Here is a 19374-nt window from a genome sequence, read left to right as displayed (position 1 = left end):
CGTCCGGCGCGCCGTGCGAGCGTCGCGTGATGCGGGTGTTGATCGCGGGCGGGGGGATCGGCGGGCTGACGGCGGCCCTGAGCCTGCACGCGGCCGGCATCGATGCGTGTGTCGTGGAGGCCGCGCGAGAGATCAGGCCGCTCGGCGTCGGCATCAACCTCCTCCCTCACGCCGTGCGAGAGCTGACGGAGCTTGGCCTCGCAGACGCGCTGGTGGCGACAGGGATCCCGACCGCCGAGCTCGTGCACCACGATCGGTTCGGCGGTCGGATCTGGGGCCATCCGCGGGGTATCTCCGCCGGGTATCGCTGGCCACAGGTGTCGATCCACCGTGGTGAGCTCCAGTTGATGTTGCTCGCGGCGGTGCAGCGGCGCCTGGGGGCCTCCAGCGTGCGCGTCGGGCTGGCGGTGGAGAAGTTCGAGCAGACGACGTCCGAGGTGCAGGTCACGGTGCGGGATCGGCGGACCGGTGAGCGCGACGTGGTCCCTGCGGACGTGCTTGTCGGGGCCGACGGCATCCACTCCGTGGTTCGCGCGCAGCTCCACCCGGCGGAGGGGCCGCCCAGGTGGAACGGCATTCACATGTGGCGCGGCGTGACCGAGGGCGAGCCGTTCCTGGGGGGGCGCAGCATGATCATGGCCGGCAGCAACCTGGCCGCCAAGTTCGTCGCGTATCCCATCTCCCGCCGCGCGGAGCTCCGCGGCCGGGCCGCGATCAACTGGGTGGCGGAGGTGCGGCTGCACGAGGGGGCGGCGGTCGCGCCGGGGAGCTGGAACCGGCAAGGACGCCTGGAGGACGTGCTGCCCCACTTCGCGGCGTGGCGCTTCTCCTGGCTCGACATTCCGGCGCTCATCGCCGCGGCGCCCGTCATCTTCGAGTATCCCATGATCGATCGCGATCCGCTGCCGTGGTGGGGCGCTGGCCGGGTCACCCTGCTCGGCGACGCTGCACATCCCATGTACCCTGTCGGTTCCAACGGGGCCTCCCAGGCGATCCTCGATGCTCGCGTGCTGGCCTGGCACCTCGCCCAGACGAGCGCCCCCGAAGAGGCGCTCGCCGCCTATGAAGCTGCGCGCCGTCCGCCGACGAGCTCCCTCGTCCTCGCGAACCGAGCGATGGGCGCCGACCGGGTCCTCTCGATGGTGGAGCAGCGAGCGCCGGCGGGCTTCGCCCGGATCGAGGACGTGCTGAGCAGCGACGAGCTCGAGGCGATGGGTCGCAGCTACACGGAGATGATTGGAACCGACGTTGAGGAGCTCAACGCCCGGCCATCGTGGGGCGTCGGCGGGGGACGGGAGGCGCCGGGAGAGCGGAACGGCTCCAGCTGATCGGCGCGGTTCCGGCGAGCCGGTGGCCGAAGGCCGCCACGCTCCGATCGCAGCGCTGCAAGCTGCGATTCCACGACCGCAAGGTGTGCAGGAAAAGCATCTGAAATCAGGCAGGGGCGTCCTTGGCTCGCCTCCTGCAAGAGGCGCAAGCAGAGCGCCCGTGACGGTTTCCCCCCCACCGTCGAATGGGCGCTCTGTTTTTTTGTGCTCCTGCCATAGGCGCCGTGCGGGGGGGCAGGAGGAGTGTCTGGCTCGGCTCATGGGGCCTGGCGGACGTCCATGACGGATGCGCTCGCGCCTGCTGGCCGCTTCCGGCGCTTTCTCAAGGCAGACGATGGAATCTATCCATCCTCTCGGTGACCGGCCCGACGACGGCCGGGCTTCGATGCCATGATCGGTCACGGCGCCTTCGTCCGCGGTATCCGCCGCCTTCAACCCGGGTCGGGCAGAGCTCCCGCCGCCTTCAACCCGGGTCGGGTAGAGCTCCCGCCGCCTTCAACCCGGGTCGGGTAGAGCTCGGGCAGAGCTCACGCCGCCTTCAACCCGGGTCGGGTAGAGCTCCCGGGTCGGGTAGAGCTCCCGAGTTGAGCAGCTTTTCGTCGCCAGGGATTCGGCGAACCACCGTGGACGGATCTCGGCACGTTCGCGGCGTGTCACCGCCTGATCGAGCGCCATGAAGGCGCCGCTCTATGGCGTGCGTAGGGCGACCGTCATCAGCGTCGAGCGCCGCAGATCGCCGACAACAGCGACACAACCACGGCGACAGCGACACAACCACGGTGCGGGCGTGACCCAAGACCAGGCGGGGGCACCTACAGGGCCCGCACGCGAAGCCAACGTGGGAGAAGCGTCCGCAATAACCGCTCTTCCACACCTACGTCCCAGTCGAAGTCATGGCAAAGCGTCTTGATTCGTGTTTCGAGATGGAATACTAAGTTTTATGTATGCTGCCTCGTAAAAATCTATTTTCTTTCACATCGAAAGACCCCTCGGCGTTCGGGATCCATCTCGCCGCTGCGGCGAGGGAGCACTCCGTCTATTTCGACGAGGGACTCGGCGTGCCGGTCGTACTCCGCGGGGCCGATGTTGCCGCGGTGCTGCGCGACAGCGAGACCTTCAGCACCCGGGCCTACGACACCGGGATCATGAAAGGGACGCTCGTGACACTTGGCGGTGAGTCGCACACGCGCATGCGGCGGCTCTTCAACGCGGTCCTCTCCCCACGCGTGATCTCCCGCTACGAGGAGGCGACCGTGACCCCGGTGGCGCGCAGGGTCGTGGAACGGCTCGTGCGGAAGGAGCGGGCGGATCTTTTCGATGATTTTGCGATGTCGATGCCCATGGGCGTGACGAGCGCCCTCTTCGGGCTCCCGGAGGAGCGGATCGCCGAGAATGACGTGCTGATTCGCAAGATGATCCGCAGCGTCGTGATGCCGCAGGATCCCGTCGTCGTGGCCGAAGGACGGAGCGCCCACGCCGCGATGGAGGCGCAGCTCCGGGAGATCGCTGAGCGCGAGGTGGCGCACCCGAGCGATACGCTGCTCGGCGAGATCGCGCGGGCGATCGTCGCGGAGGGGCTGGGTGGTGTGGAGGCGTGCGAGGGGGTCGTGCTCACGTTGATCCTCGCCAGCTACGAGACGACCAGCTGGATGCTGGCCAACCTGCTCGTGGCGCTGCTCGCCCACCCCGACGCGATGAACCAGCTGCGTCAGCAACCTTCGCTCCTGCCGCAGGCCATCGAGGAGTCGACCCGCTGGTGCAACAGCGCGGCGGGCATCGTGCGGTTCGTCGAGCGTGAGGCGACGATCGGCGGCGAGACGCTGGCTGCGGGGACGATCCTCTACCTGTCGCTGATCGCTCGCCATTACGACGAGGAGATCTACCCGCGACCGGAGACCTTCGACATCCATCGACGACCCGTGGGGATGCTGAACTTCGGCGGCGGTCCGCACTACTGTGTCGGGGCGCCGCTTGCGCGGATGGAGGCGAGGATCGGCGTGTCCCTCCTGCTCGAGCGCTTTCCGGCGCTGCGGGCCGATCCGACCGTGCAACCGACGTTCTCAACGGCGCCGCGCGGCGCGGCCGCGTTCGGACCTGACCAGATTCCGGCGCTGCTCGTGTAATTTTCGCGACCCGACCCAGGTTGGCGGCGGCGGCGGCCCGCGGCGCGGCGCGGCCCGCGGCGCGGCGCGGCGGCCCGACCCCGCGGCGCGGCGGCCCGACCCAGGTTGGCGGCGGCGGCGGCCCGACCCAGGTTGGCGGCGGCGCGCGGCGGCCCGACCCAGGTTGACGCCGACCCGGGACCCGACCCGACCCGCGACCTAACCCCCGCGCGATCCGACCCAGGTTGGGCGGCGAGGACCGCGAGGACCCGACCCAGGTTGTGGACTCTGGATTCTGTGGACTCGACCCAGGTGGGGCGATCCGAGTGGCATGGCGGCCGCCACCCCTGGCGTAGGAGCCGCCACCTGCGGGGCGCCGCAATTCCTTGAAATGATTGACTGCGATCTCTGGCACAGCGTTTGTTGATGTGGACGGGCCATGAGCCACCCCCGCGAGATCGCGCCCGGCGCTACCTATATGATCACCCGTCGCGTCTTGCGTCGGCACCTGCTCTTTCGCCCCGACGCAGCCATCACCCAGCTCCTGGTCTACTCGCTCGCGGTCTCGGCCCCGCGCTTCGGAATCGAGGTTCACGCGTTCTGCGCGATGTCAACGCATCTGCACCTGGTCGTGACGGACGTGAATGGCGTCCTGCCGCGCTTCTTGCAGTTCTTTCATCGTATTGTGGCGCTCGGGACCAAGGTGCTTCGCGCATGGGAAGGATCGGTATGGGACCACGAAGCCACGAGCGTCGTGCGACTCTTGACGCGCGCTGCCGTGGTGGAAAAAATAGCGTACGTACTCGCAAACCCTGTAGCCGCTGGCCTCGTCCGGCATGCGCGTGAGTGGCCGGGGGCGAAAGTCGATGTGGGAGAGCTCGGCTGCGGCGTGCTGCGAGCGGCGCGTCCCGTGGCGTATCTGGACCCGGAAAATCCACAGTGGCCGGAGGAAGTGACGTTACCTCTCGCGTTGCCGCCGGCGGTAGAGCAGGACAGCGTCGATGACTTTCGCCACGAGGTTGCAGTCGAACTCAACGTACGGGAGGCGCAGGCCCATTCTGCGCTTCAGCAGCAGGGGCGCCGTTTTCTTGGTGCTGAGCGAGTCACCACGATCTCGCCGTACGAGCGCGTAACGAGCTTTGAGGCGCTGGGTGAACGCAATCCGACCTTTGCAGTCGGCCGCGAGCAGGGGGACGTACGACGAATCGCTGGCGCCGCTGTGCGGGCGTTTCGCGCGTCGTACCGCGCGGCGCTCGAGCGGTGGCGCGCCGGGGTACGCAGTGTGGTATTTCCGGCGGGGACGTGGTGGATGTGCACGTTCCACGGCGCCAGCACGAGGGACTTCGGGCTCACGGTGTAGATGTCGGGCGGCGAGCTCCACAGCGGTCCGGAATAGGAAGGGCGGCTCCGACGCGTCGTTGCCGTCGCATGGGAACATCCGTTTGGGGGAGCTGGCGCGGGCGGGCGAAGTGTTCATGGGGCGCTGCGCGCCCCTCACGAACGGGGGATGTGGTGTCGATCGCGGATGGATCAGCCCCGGGTGACGCCGATTGCGTTTGATCGGCGGACGCCGATATTTCACCGGTTGTTGGGACGATCTGGAGCGGCTCGTCGTGCAGAGAGCGCGCTTGGCATCCGTTGCGCCGGGTCGTTGCAGACAATGCCGTTGTGGTCAACCCGGGTCGCGCATCCGGCTTGTTCCGACTGTGGGCCCCGAGAAGGCCGCCGCGAAGCGGCGCCGGAAATCCGTATCCGCGATCAGCTTGTCGCGCAGCGTTCGGGACATCTCAACATGGTAGAATGGTGCGCCCATCTGACGCGACCAGCGTGCTTGCACGTTCGTGGCACCCCCCAACCTATCAATCTCCGTGGGGTAGGCGAGGACCTTTCCCTCGTTGATGATCGCCCGTAGAGGGGCGAGCAGTCGGTCCAACGCGGCGCCGTGCCCCACCGCGCTGGCGATAATGGCGGCATTCGGAGCCGAACGGTCTTGAAAGCCGTGCAGCTGCACGGTGGGCGTGCCGGGGAAGCTCTGGAGCAGCGCCCGGTGCACGGACAGGAAGAACGAACGCTCGGCGTGGGCTACGTCTGCGAAGGCGAGCGACGCAATCAGCCGCTCTCGGGAAGCACGGTTATCTCCACGAGCGCTGCCGCCGGTGCCCTGGGCGCCGTCCTGCGTGGTGTTGCCGTCGACGGCTTCATCACCGCCGTCCTCGCCACCAGCGCCTTCCGTGCTCTCGTCACCATCCGCGGTGTGACCCGGGTTGCGCCCGCCCCCGACAGCGGCACCCAGGTTGGGGCGCCCGGCACCCAGGTTGGGGCGCCCGCCTTCTGCGCCGTCTTCGTCCGCGCTGGCGTTGCGTGGGTTGGGACCCCCGCCGTACCGGTGCGACGTATTCACGAGCAGCGCGCGCGCCCGTTGCGCCTCGAAGATGGCCAGCGCGACGGGCAGCGTTCCCCGATCGAAGAACGTGTGCGGCGCCTCGACGATCAACGGCGCGGCCGCTCCTACGCGCAGCACGACCGCGGCTGCGCCGCGGCGGCGCGTGCCGTCCTCGGACAACACCCACAGGTCGCGCCCGCGGACCGCCCGTAGCGTGAACCCCGGTGGTGCGGCCGGCGGCGGCTGCCTGTTCTGCGCGGCGAGCCCTGCCGCCGCGATCCATGCGGCGTACGTCACCTCCTCCGCGTCGTCCGGCGGCTCCGCGATGAGGTGGCGCCCGCCCTTGCGCAGCGGGGTGATCTCCTCGTCCAGCACCTCCTGCTCGCCGCTGTTGACCAGGGCCGCCGTCACGGGCTCCTCCGCAGCTGCTCCCGGGTTCGGCGCCGTGCCCGGCGCGCTCCCGATACTCCGACACACCCCCTGCGAGCAGCCGGCGATCGCGAGCAGCACCACATAGCCTGCGCTCTTCATGGTCGTCCTCGTCGTCAGCGCCTCGATGCCCTCCTTACTTTTCTCATGCTACGGCCTCGGAAGCCAGGATGACGCTCTGCGATAGCGCGCCCTGCATCGTCTCCTCTTCCGCGTCCGCTTCCGCTTCCTCTGCCTCCGCTTCCGGAGCGGGGGCGGTTTGCGCTAGTAGCACTGCATGCCTCGTTCCTTCGAGCCCGTGAAGGCACCGCCGCTCCCCGAGCAGGTCGGTCGTACGTTTCCGCGCATGGTCGAGCTGATGCAGCGGCTCCTCGCACCCGACGGATGTCCTTGGGATCGCGAGCAGAGCTTCGCGACGCTCAGGCGCTACGTGCTCGAGGAGGCGTGCGAGGTCATCGATGCCATCGACGGCGGCGACCGTAAGGAGCTGTGCGCCGAGCTCGGCGATCTCTTGCTCCAGGTCGTCTTCCAGGCCGAGCTCGCCCGGGCCGAGGGGGCGTTCGGGCCGGACGATGTGATCGCTGCGATCTGCGAGAAGCTCGTGCGGCGCCACCCCCACGTGTTCGCGGACGAGAGCGCCGAGAACGCGGACGAGGTGCTTCAGAACTGGGAGCGCATCAAGGCGGACGAGCGGGCGAGGCAGGGGAAGGACCGCGGCGTGCTCGGCGGCGTTCCCCGCAGCCTGCCGGCGCTGACCCGGGCGCAGCGGGTCGGAGAGAAGGTCGCGCGCGTGGGTTTCGATTGGCCGGACGCGCGGGGCTCGCGCGCGAAGGTGGACGAGGAGCTCGGGGAGCTCGATCGGGCCCTCGATGGCGGCGATTCCGCCGCGATCGAGGAGGAACTCGGGGACGTGCTCTTCGCGCTCGGGAACCTGGCGCGCCACGCCGGCGTCGACGCGGAGGGGGCCCTGCGTCGGACGATCGACAAGTTTACCCGGCGCTTCGATCACGTCGAACGGCGGGTCATCGAGCGGCACGGGGGCTGGCCTGTCAAGGCGTCCCACGACACGCTCACGCTGGAGGAGCTCGACGGCTACTGGGACGAGGCCAAGCGCGCGGAGCGGCAGACCTGACCGTGGCGCGCGGACGGTCCTGGCGAGATGCGCGCCGGGGAGACGCCGGCAGCATCCGGCGTCACCCATGCGGCCTCTCCAGGCGGCCAATCCAGGTCGAGCGGCGCGCTCCGACGGCGTAGCAAGCGGCCAATCCAGGTCGAGCGGCGCGCTCCGACGGCGTAGCAAGCGGCCAATCCAGGTCGAGCGACGCGCTCCGACGGCGTCGAGACCGACGCGACGCTGCCTCCGCTGGCTGGCCCTCGGAGCGGTCAAGTAGGCGCCATCGCATCAAAATTCGGCCTGATCATGACGAAATTCACGTAATCCGTTCGCATTTGTCGCGTCAATCTGTCGTTTTGTGCCGCTGTTCTCCGAAAGGGTCGTCGGCTCTCCCATCGCGATAGGCGCGTCCTCAAGGTTCTTGCGCCTTTCACGAGGCGGCCCACGGCTTGCTAGACGCCCGGGCAGCCATGGCAAACCGCTCCTCCGCCAGGTTGCTCCACGTCGCCGTCGTCGCGGACAATCCGGAGACGATCGACGCGCTTCATGCCTACTTCAGCCAGGCCGGGGTTGCGTCGAACGGCAAAAGGACATTGAACGACGCGCACAGGATGGCGCCCGCGGCGACCGCCCTGGTCCTGTTCCCCGACGACTTCGATCCCGGCGACATCGTGACGTTCATCACGTCGCTGCGGAGCGCGCGACCGAAGCTCCTCATCCTCCTCGTGACGGGCACACCACAGTCCTTTCGCTCCGCGCTGGGGCCAGACGGCCATTCCTTGCCTCCCATGGTGCTGCCGAAGCCGGCGTTTGGCTGGACCATCCTCGACGCTCTTCGCGCGCACGCTCATTCGGAGTCCATATGACTGCTTCAATCATTCGGCGGAATTCACCTCCTGCCGGCGCGGCGCGACGCGCCAGCCGACGTCGCGAGAGGACAGCAAGGTGACGGGTTCTCTGCTCCTCAGCGTGCCCGTGCTGCTCGTCGGGGCGGCGCTCTCGCTGGGCCTGCGCTCGAACGGCGCGCGAGGCGCGGCCGCGATCGCCTCGCAAGCGCTGGCCGCCGCGCTCGTGCTCGCGAGGGCCGTCCCCATCCTCCGAGGCGGCGAGGCGCTGGAGATCGTGTGGCGCTGGCCGACGCCCATCGACAGCATGGCGTTCCGCGTCGACGCGCTCGGAGCGTTCTTCCTCGCGTGGTCCCTTCCGATGACGCTGCTCGGCACGATCTACGCCGTCGGATACCTCCGCCCCTACTTCGATCGAGGGAGGAACGGCGGCCCACACTTCGCTCTCTTGAACATGGTCGCGCTGTCCTTCGTGCTGATCTACTCGGTGCAGAACGCCCTCGTGTTCTTGCTGGGATGGGAGATCGCCGCCCTCGCAGCGTGGCTGCTCGTCATCTGGGATTACCGCAACCAGAAGATCCGCTTCGCCGGCTTCAACTATCTCATTTCAACCCATGTCGGGCTCTTCGTCCTCGTCGCGGCGTTCATGCTGCTCCACAGCAAGACCGACTCCATGGACCTCGCCGTGTTCGGCGAGTTCCTGTCGAGCCAGGACCCGGCGCGGGGGACGCTCTTCCTGCTCCTCGGGGTGTCGTTCGCGCTGAAATCCGCGTTCTTTCCGTTTCACACGTGGCTTCCCCGGGCCCACTCCGCGGCGCCGGCGCACATCTCGGCGCTCATGTCGGGCGTGATTCACAAGGCCGGCCTCTTCGCCTTTCTCCGCTTCACGCTGCTCATGGGACGACCCGACGAGTGGATGGGATGGAGCGTGCTCGGCTTCGGCGCGCTCTCCGCGTTCTTCGGCGTCCTCTCCACGTCGGCCGAGCGCGATCTGAAGCGCCTGCTCGGGTACTCGTCGACCGAGAACGTCGGCATCGCGGCGATGGGCCTCGGGGTGGGATACCTCGGATGGACCTGGGGAGTCCCCGCGCTGACCCTGTGCGGCTTCGGCGGCGGGCTCCTGCACATCCTGAATCACGCGCTGTTCAAGTGCCTCCTGTTCTACGCCGCTGGAGCGATCTACCGCGCTGCGCACACCGTCGATCTCGAGCGGCTCGGCGGGCTCGCGAAGCGCCTCCCGCGGACATCCGTCCTCTTCCTCATCGGATGCCTGGCCATCTCGGCGCTCCCGCCGCTCAACGGCTTCGTCAGCGAGCTCCTGATCTACGCCGGGCTCCTCGCGGGGCGCGCGCCTTCCAGTCAAGGCAGCGCGGTGACCATCGCTGCGGCGGCGGCGCTGGCCTTCGTCGGCGCGGTGAGCGCGCTGTCGATGACGCGGGCCTTCGGCCTCACCTTCCTCGGCGTGCCTCGGGAGCCAGGGCTCCACGTCGGCGAGGACGCGCCGGGTTCGATGCTCTGGCCCATGGTGGTTCACGCCGCGTTCGTGATCGCCATCGGCGTCGCTCCAGACCTGGGCATCGCAGCGATAGGCGCCGCGCTGAGGCTCTTTCCCATCGAGTCCAGCGCGAGCACGCTGCCAGCCCTGCTCACCCCGCTCGCATGGGCCAGCCGCGCGCTCGCCGGCGCCCTGCTCGTCGCCGGCGTGATCGGCTGGCGTCGAGGTCTGGCGGCGCGGCGGAGCGTCACATGGGGGTGCGGAACCACCGCCACCTCCTCTCGCATGCAGTACACGGGGAGCTCGTTCTCCGAGCAGTTCACGCGAATCTTCGCATCCTTCTTGCCGTCGCTTCGAAGGGAGCGGCTGCCCGAAGGGCCATTCCCGCAGCAGCCCGGCCATCTTTCAACACACCACGTCGACGCCGTCGAGCGACGCATGTTCGAGGTGCTCGGGCACGGAGAGAGCTTCATCGCTCAAGCGTTTGAGCGCATCCCAGAACAGCCGCGCTTCGCGTTCTCCGCAGGGTTCGTCGTGCTCGTCATCATCGGCGCGATGGTGATCGGAGGGGTCGGCCGATGATGCTCACCCGCCTCGCGAACGTCGCCGCGCTCGTCGTCATGCCGTTCGTCCTCACCGGTGTGATCAACCGCGTGAAGTCGCTGTGGTCCGGACGCAAGGGACCGCCGATCCTTCAGCTCGCCCATGACGTGAGGCGACTCTTCCGGAAATCGTCTGTCTACAGCACGACGACGACACCGATCTTCCGGATCGCGCCGTACGTGTTCCTCGCGACCGCGGTGGGCTCCGCCCTCATCGCGCCTCTCCTCGGTTCGACGCCCCTCGCGTCGTTCCAGCTCGATTTCGTGTGGTTCGCGTACGTGTGGGGGCTCGGCCGCGTCGCCGTCATGCTCGCCGCGCTCGACACGGGGAGCGCGTTCGAGGGGATGGGCGCAGCGCGGGAGGCCGTGTTCTCGTCGCTCCTCGAGCCTGCGCTGTTCCTCGTCACCGGCGCGCTGAGCTTCGTCGGGGGCCGACGTACCCTGCACGAGGCGCTGGCGCCGCACCTCCACGCCGGCGCATCCGCGTTCGTCTGGGGCGCCGCGGTCGTGGCGATGCTCATCGTGCTTCAGGTCGAGACGGCGCGCATGCCCGTCGACGACCCGACGACCCACCTCGAGCTCACGATGGTGCATGAGGTCATGATCCTCGACCACAGCGGCCCGGATCTCGCGTGCATCCACCTCGGCTCCGCGATCAAGCTCTTCGTCGGCGCGTCCATCGTCGCGACGCTCCTCAACCCGTGGGCGGGCTCCGGCGGCGCGGCCTGCGCCACCGCGAACCTCGCCTTGACCCTCGCGGCCGGCGTCGTGATTGGCACGATCGAATCCCTGGTAGCCCGGCTGAAGCTGCGCTCTGTTCCCCAGTACATCGTCGTCGCGCTCGCCGCTGGCGTCGTCGCGCTCCTCGCGACCGTGTGGCGGGCGGGGGCCCCCGAATGAGCCCTCTCTTGAATACGCTGCTCGGCGTGCTGCTCATCCCCCTGTTCGTCGCGACGTGGCGGACGAGCCTGCTCGGCCTGTCCTGTCAAGGGTTCTTGATGGCGTGGGTGGCGTACCGCCTGCATCCGGACCTCGACACCGTGAGCGACTGGGTCACCCTGGGCGATCTGGTCCTCCTGCGCGGGCTCGCCGCGCCGATCGCGCTCTACCGCGTGCTTCGATCGCAGAACGCGCCCAAGCGCAACGACGTCATCTCGCCGAACCTGCTCTCTTGGACGATCGCCCTCGGCATCGTCCTCCTCGCCTTCAACTTCTCCGAATCGCTCGTCCCCGAGCACGGAGAACGGCGAACGCTCGTCGCGGTGGCCGCGGCTGGGGTGCTGCTCGGCTTCCTGGTGCTATCGACGCAATCCGGTCCGTTCAGCCAGATGGTGGGCGTTCTTCGCATCGAGAACGCGATCGCCCTGTTCGAGCTCAGCGGTGCGCATGAGCATGACGCGCTCGCCATTCAGCTCGGTCAGGTCGCCGTCGTCGCGGTGACGATCGCGCTCTATCGCTGGTACCTCAAGATGCTCGGCGCGAGCACCGTCGCGCAGCCCGAGAGCCCTGTGGAGGGGCCCACGTTATGAGCTCGATCGCCCTCGTCCTGCTTCCTGCGCTGGCATCCGTGGCGCTCCTCGCGCGCGCCGCCCGCGAACGAGCCACGCTGGTCCTGGTCGGCGCTTCTGCGATCACCACCGCCCTCGCGATCATGGGAGCCGCGACGCCCCCCGACGTCCCGGGCCTCCTCGGGGGCTTCCTTCGCGTGGACGCGACTTCACGGCTCTTCATGACCGTCGTGGACTCGATCTTCCTCGGCATCTCCTTGTACGTCATGCATCGGGTGTACACGACCCCGGCGCTCCGCAAGGACATCGCGCGGTTCGTGTGGCTGGCTCTCTTGTTCCTGGCTGCAGCGAACGCGGCGCTGCTCGCGAATCACCTGGTGTTGCTCTGGATCGCGCTCGAGGCGACCACCCTCGCGGCCGCGCCCCTCATCGCGCGACCCGGCATCCCCGCGTCCCATCGGGCGTCATGGCGCTATCTGCTCTTTTCGTCCGTCGGGCTCGGCGTGCTCCTCGTCGGCTTCATCTGCCTCGGGCGCGGGCTCGAGGCCGGCGGCCAGGCTCCGACGTTCTTCCTCGATCGCCTCCTCGCGCTTCCCGCGCTCCCGGTGAACAGCTGGACGAAGCTCGGGGCCGCGCTGGCGCTCCTCGGGCTGGGCACCAAGCTCGGCCTCGCGCCGATGTACAGCTGGCTTCCGGAGGCCTACGACGAAGCCCCGCCGGCCGTCGCGGCGCTCCTCGGCGCCATCCAGTTCAACTGCGTCCTCGTCGCGCTCTTCCGCGTCGTTCAGGTGCTCCGACCGACCCATGCGGCGCTTCTGGCAGGCGAGCTCCTCACGATGGGCATCGTCTCGGTGGTCGTGTCGACGGTCGGCATCATTGCGACTCGCAACCTGAAGCGCCTCATCGCTTATGCGTCGATCAACCACGCCGGAGTGATCGCGATCGGCCTCGGCGTCGGCAAGTCGGCGTCCTACGGACTTCTGCTCTACGTCCTGAGCAACGCCTTCATCAAGGCGCTCCTCTTCCTCACGGCGGGCACGATCAAGGCTCACTATCACACCAAGGACACGCGCGCGATATCGGGCCTCATCGAGGACCTCCCGTACAGCGGTGGGTTCTTGATGGTAGGCACCTTCGCCCTGCTCGGCTTCCCCCCGTTCGGCAGCTTTCTCGGAGAGCTTCTGATCCTGTCTGCCCTCGTCGGCTCGGGGCAGATGCTCGTCTTCGCCGCCTTCTGCGTGCTGATCACGATGACGTTCGTGGCGACGGGACGAGCGGTGTTCCCGATGATCTGGGGTGAGCCCACGAGGCAGCGCAGCTGGCCTCGGCAGACGCTGCCGGTCGCGCTGCCCAAGCTCGGGTTCCTCGTCGCGCTGGTCGTGCTGGGCGTCTACATCCCGCCGCCCATCAACGCGCTGCTCGCACAGGTGGCTGGTTGCCTGGAGGGGCCGTGAGAGAGTCGACGACCGTCCACCAGGTCGCCGTGGGCGCCATCCCGAGGCTCGAGCCGGGGCCGTGGCGCGACGAGCTCTTGCAGCAGCTCCGCGCGGACATGCGTGTGGTCACGCTGTATGGCAGGCGCGACGTCGACCGTGTCGCGGTCACGGCGGTCCTTCAGGCGCCGGACCGCGCCCTGCACGTCTCGAGGACCGAGGTGGCCGCGGAGCGCGGGTACCACGAGATGACGACAGAGCATGCCGCGCTTCACTGCTTCGAGCGCGAGCTCCACGAGCAGACCGGCGTGCGGATCGCCGGACATCCGTGGCTCAAGCCGATCCGCTACGAGGGGCAGGAGCAGTCGGCGATGAGCTCGCACCCGTTCTACAAGATCGAAGGGAAGGAGGTGCACGAGGTCGCTGTCGGCCCCATCCATGCCGGGGTGATCGAGCCCGGCTCCTTTCGCTTCATGTGCCTGGGGGAGCAGGTGCATCACCTGGAGATCCATCTCGGTTATCAGCACCGCGGCGTCGAGCGCCGCCTCCTCGAGCGTGACCCGCGGAGCCTGACCCCGCTCATCGAGACCATCGCGGGAGATACAAGCGTCGCTCACGCATGGGCGCACTGTTCCGCCCTCGAGAGCCTCGCGGGATGCCGGCTGGACATCGAGGTCGAGCTCGCCAGGGCGGTCGCCCTCGAGCTCGAGCGGGTCGCGATGCACCTGTCGACGCTCGCCGGCATGGCGGCGGACGTCGGGTTTCTGCAGGGAGCGACGACGTACGGCCGACTCCGAACCACGGCGATCAACACGATGATGCGGCTCTGTGGCAGCCGCTTCGGCAAAGGAGCGCTACGCCCCGGTGGAGTCCGGATGCGGCTGCCGCCGGAGACGCTGCCTGACATCCGGGCGAACCTCGACCTGCTGCAAGCAGATCTGCCGATCATCAACGATTGCTTTCTCATGGCGCGAACGGTCCAGCACCGCCTGCGTTCCACGGGGACGTTGACGACCGCGCAAGCGCGGGAGCTCGGGCTCGTCGGGCTGGCCGCGCGCGCCTCGGGGATCGAGCTCGACGCGCGCCACCTCACGGAGCACGGGGCGTACAGCGTGGTGCCCATCCAGCCCGCCGTCTTGCCGGACGGCGACTGCTGGGCACGTGCGCGTATCCGCATCGCGGAGATCGAGGCGTCCCTGTCGTGGATGTCGGCCGTCATCGCGCTCTACGCGAACTGGGAGCGCCCGCGGCCATCGATCGGAGAGCTCGCGCCGAACCAGCTCGCCATCTCGGTCGTCGAGGGCTTTCGGGGAGAGGTCGTCCACTGCATCGAGACCGGCGCGCACGGTGAGGTGGTCCATTACAAGGTCCAGGATCCATCGCTCCGCAACTGGATGGGCCTCGCCCTCGCGGTGCGCGGCAACGAGATCTCGGACTTCCCGATCTGCAACAAGAGCTTCGACCTCTCCTACTGCGGGAACGATCTATGAGCATGTTCTTGTCGCTCCGTGTACGTGCCTCCCAGGGCACGCAGGCCATCGCGGATCTCCGCAAGGCAACGCCGACCGGGTTCCGCGGTCGCCCGAGGATCCGTCGCGACCCGTGCGCGGCCGATTGCAGCGCGTGCCGTGACGCGTGTCCGACCCAGGCCATCCGGCTGGCTCCGGTGACGCTCGATCTGGGCCGCTGCGTCTTCTGCGACGCCTGCGCGGAGGGCTGCCCCGAGGCGAAGATCGAGTTCACGCCGGAGCCGAGGATGGGCGGGAACGAGCCCTCTGATCTCACGGTCCGAGAGGGCGAGGAGGAGATCGTGCGGGTCCGCGCCTCCGCGGCGTTCTCGAGGTTGTTCGGGCGGTCTCTGAAGATGCGCCAGGTCTCGGCCGGCGGCTGCAACGCCTGTGAGCTCGAGCTGAACGCCGTCACCAACGTCAACTTCGATGTGCAGCGGTTCGGGATCGAGTGGGTGGCCTCTCCGCGGCACGCGGATGCGCTCGTCCTGACAGGCCCGCTCACGCGCACCATGAAGGAGGCGGTTCAGCTGGCCTGGGATGCGATGCCCGAGCCGCGGTTCATCGTCGCCGTGGGGGTCTGCGCCATCTCCGGGGGGCTCTACGACGGCGCCGCGGGCGTCGACCGCGGCTTCCTGGAGCGCGTCGGCCCTTCACTCTACGTCCCTGGATGTCCGCCGCACCCGCTCACCTTCGTGAACGCGATACTCGATCTGCTCGGGATCGCGTGACGCGCAGCGGCGCGTCACGCGTCGTCGTGGTGATCAGAGCTCGTCCGCAGGTAGGCCCGGACCGGCAGCCACGAGGCGCGCCTTTCGCCACATCCGCAGGACGTTTGGGAGCTCCCGATCGACGCGGACTTCGTCATAGCTGTCCGGCACCCGCCCGCCGAATCCGTTGTACGTCAGGAGATAGGTCCCGAGCGGCGCCTCGTTGAGGAGCTCTTCGGCGGCCGCGGTGTCGCGCTGGTATCGATCGACCCCCAGCTCGACGTCTTCATCGAGGTGGTCTTCTCGTCCGAAGAGATTCTCGCCGAACGGGTTGAAGAAGTAGTAGGCGTCCGCGCGAGGGACTTCCGCTCTCCCCAGGGCGGCCTCGACGAAACGAACGCGGTCCTCGATCTCGTAGACCCGCGCGAGGCCGCGCGCCGCCATGACCAGCCGAGATCGCTGCTCGATCCCCGTGAAGTGGCTGCGTCCCGCCAGCGCCGCCGCCACGCAGAACTTGCCGGCGCCCGACCCGACGTCGACGACGGTGCGCACGTCGTGTTCGTCCAGCCACTGGGCCGCGCGAACAGCGACCTCGATCGGCGTCCAGAACTGAGCGGAGACGCGGCGCAGCTCGTCGGGAAGGAAGCGGTCGAAGTCGTGATTTCGGGGGCTGCGCCCCGCTCGCAGCGCCTGCGCGACGGCGCCTGCCAGTGGTCCGGCCGCGCGGCCATCTATGGAGGAAATGTTTGTGTCGCGGCAGACGTTCGCCGCCGAAGTTTTGGTATGGTCTTCCACGAGTTCTCCCAGATCAGCTCAATGCAGCGAATCGTGCAGCCGCTTGACGAGCGATCGGTGCTCGGCCAGCAGCGCCGCGGGGAGTCGATCCGCGAACTTGCGAAGGAACTCGAGGACGCCGTCGGCTTCCCTCAACCACGCGCCGCTGTCGACCGCGAGCAGCTGGAAGAGCGCGTCTTTCGAGAGGTCCATCCCGGTCAGGTCGATTCCCCCTTCATGCGGAAGGAGGCCGATCGCGGACTCGCGCGCGGTCGCCGTGCCCTCGACACGCTCGAGAATCCACTTGAGGACGCGGATATTGTCGCCGAACCCGGGCCACAGGGGGCGCCCGTCGTCCCCCGTCCGGAACCAGTTGACATGAAAGATCTTCGGCGGACGACTGAGTCCCTTCCCAACGGCCATCCAGTGCGCAAAGTAATCGCCCATATTGTACCCGCAGAAGGGGAGCATCGCCATGGGATCGTTTCTGAGGACGCCCACAGCGCCGGTCGCCGCGGCGGTCGTCTCGCTCGCCATGGTCGCACCGACGTAGACGCCGTGACGAAAGCTCCGCGCTTCGTAGACGAGGGGGGCGAGCTTCGATCGGCGCCCCCCGAAGAGGATGGCCGAGATCGGCACCCCCGTGGCGAGATCGAAGGAGCCTGCCGCGCTGGGACACTGCCGCAGCGGGACGGTGAAGCGCGAGTTCGGATGCGCGGCAGGAGACGTCGCGGAGCCTTTCGTCCACTTCGCGCCGCGCCAATCCTCGATGACCTCGTGCTCGTCGAGCTGGGACATCCCCTCCCACCATACGCGACGGCCCGCGCGCAGCGCGACGTTCGTGAAGATCACATCGTGCGCGAGCGACTTCATCGCGTTCGGGTTGGTCTTGAGGCTGGTCCCTGGTGCGACGCCGAACATGCCGTTCTCCGGGTTGATGGCCCAGAGCCGTCCGTCGCTGCCAGGGTGCATCCAGCAAATATCGTCACCCACCGTCTCGACCTTCCACCCCGGGATCGAGGGGACGAGCATCGCCAGGTTGGTCTTGCCGCACGCGCTCGGGAAGGCAGCCGTGACGTAGTGCGTGCGCCCCTCGGGGCTCGTCAAGCCGAGGATGAGCATGTGCTCGGCGAGCCAGCCTTCCGCGCGCGCTTGCGCGCTCGCAATGCGCAGCGCGTGGCACTTCTTGCTGAGCAAGGCGTTGCCGCCATACCCCGAGCCGATGCTCCAGATCTCGAGGGTCTCGGGAAAATGGACGACGAAGCGCCTGTCCGGCGAGAGGTCCCCGAGGCTGTGGAGGCCACGAACGAAGCTCTCCGTGGCGCCGAGGTGACCGAGCGCCGCGCGGCCCATGCGGGTCATGATCCGGAGATTGAGAGCGACGTATGGGCTGTCGGTAAGCTCGACCCCGACGCGGCTGAAGGGCGAACCCGCGGGGCCCATCAGGTACGGCACAACGTACATCGTCCGGTCCTTCATCGCGCCTGCGAAGAGCGGCCATACGCGCGCCTGCGCCTCCTCTCGGCTCATCCAGTGGTTCGTGGGCCCCGCGTCCTCCTGTCGTCGCGTCGAGATGAAGGTGAGGTGCTCCGTCCTCGCGACGTCCGTTGGATCCGATCGATGCAGGAATGAACGAGGGTGGGTCCGTGGATCCAGCTCGATGAACGAACCGGAGAGCGCCATGTCGCGCTCGAGGGTGGCCTGCTCCTCCTCGCTCCCGTCGCACCAACGGATGCGTGCGGGGCGCGTGTGTTCGGCGATCGCCTGGACCCAGGCGCGGAGCGCGCGGTTCGTCGTGGGAGTTTCGTTCATGGTCTTGGTCTTGGTCACAGCAGAATCCGTGCCGGAGCAGGGGCTGGCCGCGCACCGCGCCAGGAGCGCTCGAAGCGGCGCGCTTTCTCGGCATTTCCAGGGCGAACAGCCGACGAATTTCGCCAGTCGAGGGGCGACGTGGATCGCGGGAGCCGATCTCGCGGTCGGGCTTGCAGGTTGCGACAAGATCGCCCACTATTTCTCGCGTGCGAGAGCGAAAACGACGACCTGACGTGGTGTTTGAGCCGATCATGCGCTCCCACGCCATGAAGAAGGCGGACCAGATCCTTCGCGCCGTCGCCGCGAAGGACGTCACCCTGACGCTGATCGGCGAGAGCGGCTCCGGCAAGGAGGTGCTGGCGAGACGCGCGCACGAGCTCTCGGAGCGCCGGCGGGGGCCGTTCGTGCCCATCAATTGCGCGGCCATCCCCGACGCGCTCTTCGAAAGCGAGCTCTTCGGTCACGAGCGCGGCGCGTTCACCGGGGCAAGCGAGCGAGCGAAGGGAAAAGTCGAAGCGGCCGAGCGGGGCACGCTCTTGCTCGACGAGATCGGTGATATGCCGATGCCGATGCAGGCGAAGCTCCTGCGATTCCTCGAAAATCGCCGGTACATGCGCGTCGGCGGCGCGACGAAGATCGACGCGGATGTCCGGTTGATGTTCGCCACGCTACGACCCCTCGATCAGGAGGTGCGCGCGGGTCGTTTTCGCGCCGACCTGTTCTATCGAATCCAGGGCATCACGCTCAATGTCCCCGCTTTGCGTGAGCGACGCGCGGACATCCAGCCCCTGCTGAATCAGTTCACCGCGCAGCACTCGGCGCGACACGGGGTCCGCCCGCCGAGGTTCAGCCGGCAGGCCAAGGCGCTGCTGCTCCGTTACGACTGGCCTGGCAACGTGCGCGAGCTCCGGAACGTCGTGGAGACGCTCTGCCTGCTCCGGGATGGGCGGCAGGTGCGCGTGGCCGATCTGCCCGAGAGCGTCCGTTCGCTGGCCGTGCCGGAAGAAGCCGCCGCGGGCGTGTCGCGCGCCAGCACCTCGCCCGCGCTCGACCTCGACGACGGGTTGGAGTCGCTCATCCAGCAGATCGTCGAGGCGGCGCTGGAGCGCGACGGGGGCGACAAGGTCAAGGCGGCGGCGCGACTTCGGATCAGCCTGAGGACGGTGCAACGCTACGTCGCAGCGGGGCGCGTGCGGGTGCCAAGCGGGCCTGTCCGTGGAGAGCAGAGGGCGGCGAAGAAATGAGCCGCGTCGGCCCGGCCGGCTGCCGACTACCGAGGTTGGGGCTGCCTGCAGGTCGCGGTAACGACCGGAGCCGACCAGGTCGCGGTA

Annotated in this window: 15 protein-coding genes; 12 read left to right on the top strand and 3 right to left on the bottom strand. The window is 68.3% G+C overall.

Annotation, left to right across the window (positions count from 1 at the left end; translation table 11 throughout):
• Window positions 1-29: 29 nt before the first annotated feature.
• The 3 genes from WMF44_RS25865 (at window position 30) to WMF44_RS25855 (ending at window position 4790) form a co-directional block, all read left to right on the top strand.
• Window positions 30-1328: a flavin-dependent oxidoreductase gene (locus tag WMF44_RS25865; protein ID WP_437292702.1), complete on the top strand. Its 1299-nt coding sequence runs from the start codon at window positions 30-32 to the stop codon at window positions 1326-1328.
• Window positions 1329-2272: 944 nt separating this feature from the next.
• The gene (locus WMF44_RS25860; RefSeq protein WP_437292701.1) at window positions 2273-3451 is read left to right on the top strand and encodes a cytochrome P450; all 1179 of its coding nucleotides are present in this window, start codon (window positions 2273-2275) and stop codon (window positions 3449-3451) included.
• A 418-nt stretch (window positions 3452-3869) separates the two neighbouring features.
• On the top strand, window positions 3870-4790 hold the full coding sequence (locus WMF44_RS25855; protein WP_437292700.1) for a transposase: 921 nt from the start codon (window positions 3870-3872) through the stop codon (window positions 4788-4790).
• Window positions 4791-5102: 312 nt separating this feature from the next.
• On the opposite strand, the gene WMF44_RS25850 is transcribed toward WMF44_RS25855, so the two are convergent.
• The gene (locus WMF44_RS25850; RefSeq protein WP_437292699.1) at window positions 5103-6344 is read right to left on the bottom strand and encodes a hypothetical protein; all 1242 of its coding nucleotides are present in this window, start codon (window positions 6342-6344) and stop codon (window positions 5103-5105) included.
• Window positions 6345-6519: 175 nt separating this feature from the next.
• Here WMF44_RS25850 and mazG point away from each other — a divergent pair, with 175 nt between their 5' ends.
• The 8 genes from mazG to WMF44_RS25810 all read left to right on the top strand — a co-directional run bounded on the left by mazG (window position 6520) and on the right by WMF44_RS25810 (window position 15478).
• Window positions 6520-7374: a nucleoside triphosphate pyrophosphohydrolase gene (gene mazG / locus WMF44_RS25845; protein ID WP_012237435.1), complete on the top strand. Its 855-nt coding sequence runs from the start codon at window positions 6520-6522 to the stop codon at window positions 7372-7374.
• 452 nt (window positions 7375-7826) lie between these two features.
• A complete protein-coding gene (locus WMF44_RS25840; RefSeq protein ID WP_437292698.1) occupies window positions 7827-8222 on the top strand; it encodes a hypothetical protein in 396 nt (131 codons plus the stop codon).
• Between the two features lie 79 nt (window positions 8223-8301).
• Window positions 8302-10278, top strand: a complete 1977-nt coding sequence (locus WMF44_RS25835) for a proton-conducting transporter transmembrane domain-containing protein (protein ID WP_437292697.1) — start codon at window positions 8302-8304, stop codon at window positions 10276-10278.
• Window positions 10275-11198: a respiratory chain complex I subunit 1 family protein gene (locus WMF44_RS25830; protein ID WP_437292696.1), complete on the top strand. Its 924-nt coding sequence runs from the start codon at window positions 10275-10277 to the stop codon at window positions 11196-11198. Before WMF44_RS25835 ends, WMF44_RS25830 begins: the two co-directional genes overlap by 4 nt.
• Window positions 11199-11206: 8 nt before the next feature.
• Complete coding sequence (locus tag WMF44_RS25825) at window positions 11207-11827, top strand: hypothetical protein (RefSeq protein ID WP_437292695.1); 621 nt, start codon at window positions 11207-11209, stop codon at window positions 11825-11827.
• On the top strand, window positions 11824-13260 hold the full coding sequence (locus WMF44_RS25820; RefSeq protein ID WP_437292694.1) for a proton-conducting transporter transmembrane domain-containing protein: 1437 nt from the start codon (window positions 11824-11826) through the stop codon (window positions 13258-13260). Before WMF44_RS25825 ends, WMF44_RS25820 begins: the two co-directional genes overlap by 4 nt.
• Window positions 13257-14729 (top strand): hydrogenase, encoded by a 1473-nt coding sequence (locus WMF44_RS25815; RefSeq protein WP_437292693.1) that lies wholly within the window; start codon window positions 13257-13259, stop codon window positions 14727-14729. Before WMF44_RS25820 ends, WMF44_RS25815 begins: the two co-directional genes overlap by 4 nt.
• Window positions 14726-15478 (top strand): NADH:ubiquinone oxidoreductase, encoded by a 753-nt coding sequence (locus tag WMF44_RS25810; RefSeq protein ID WP_437292692.1) that lies wholly within the window; start codon window positions 14726-14728, stop codon window positions 15476-15478. The genes WMF44_RS25815 and WMF44_RS25810 overlap by 4 nt, the downstream gene beginning before the upstream one ends.
• A 33-nt stretch (window positions 15479-15511) precedes the next feature.
• On the opposite strand, the gene WMF44_RS25805 is transcribed toward WMF44_RS25810, so the two are convergent.
• Window positions 15512-16252 carry a hypothetical protein gene (locus tag WMF44_RS25805; protein WP_437292691.1) on the bottom strand — a complete coding sequence of 247 codons (741 nt, stop codon included), beginning with the start codon at window positions 16250-16252 and terminating at the stop codon, window positions 15512-15514.
• A gap of 18 nt (window positions 16253-16270) precedes the next feature.
• A complete protein-coding gene (locus WMF44_RS25800; protein WP_437292690.1) occupies window positions 16271-18061 on the bottom strand; it encodes a phosphoenolpyruvate carboxykinase (GTP) in 1791 nt (596 codons plus the stop codon).
• A gap of 152 nt (window positions 18062-18213) precedes the next feature.
• On the opposite strand from WMF44_RS25800, the gene WMF44_RS25795 reads away from it, so the two are divergent.
• Window positions 18214-19287: a sigma-54 interaction domain-containing protein gene (locus tag WMF44_RS25795; RefSeq protein WP_437292689.1), complete on the top strand. Its 1074-nt coding sequence runs from the start codon at window positions 18214-18216 to the stop codon at window positions 19285-19287.
• Window positions 19288-19374 lie beyond the last annotated feature (87 nt).

This window comes from Sorangium sp. So ce426 (assembly GCF_051475585.1).
GTDB classification, from domain to species: Bacteria; Myxococcota_A; Polyangia; order Polyangiales; family Polyangiaceae; genus Sorangium; species Sorangium cellulosum_B.
The sequence above is the reverse complement of the archived record's forward strand: the minus strand, read 5'-3'. Positions and strand labels throughout refer to the sequence as shown.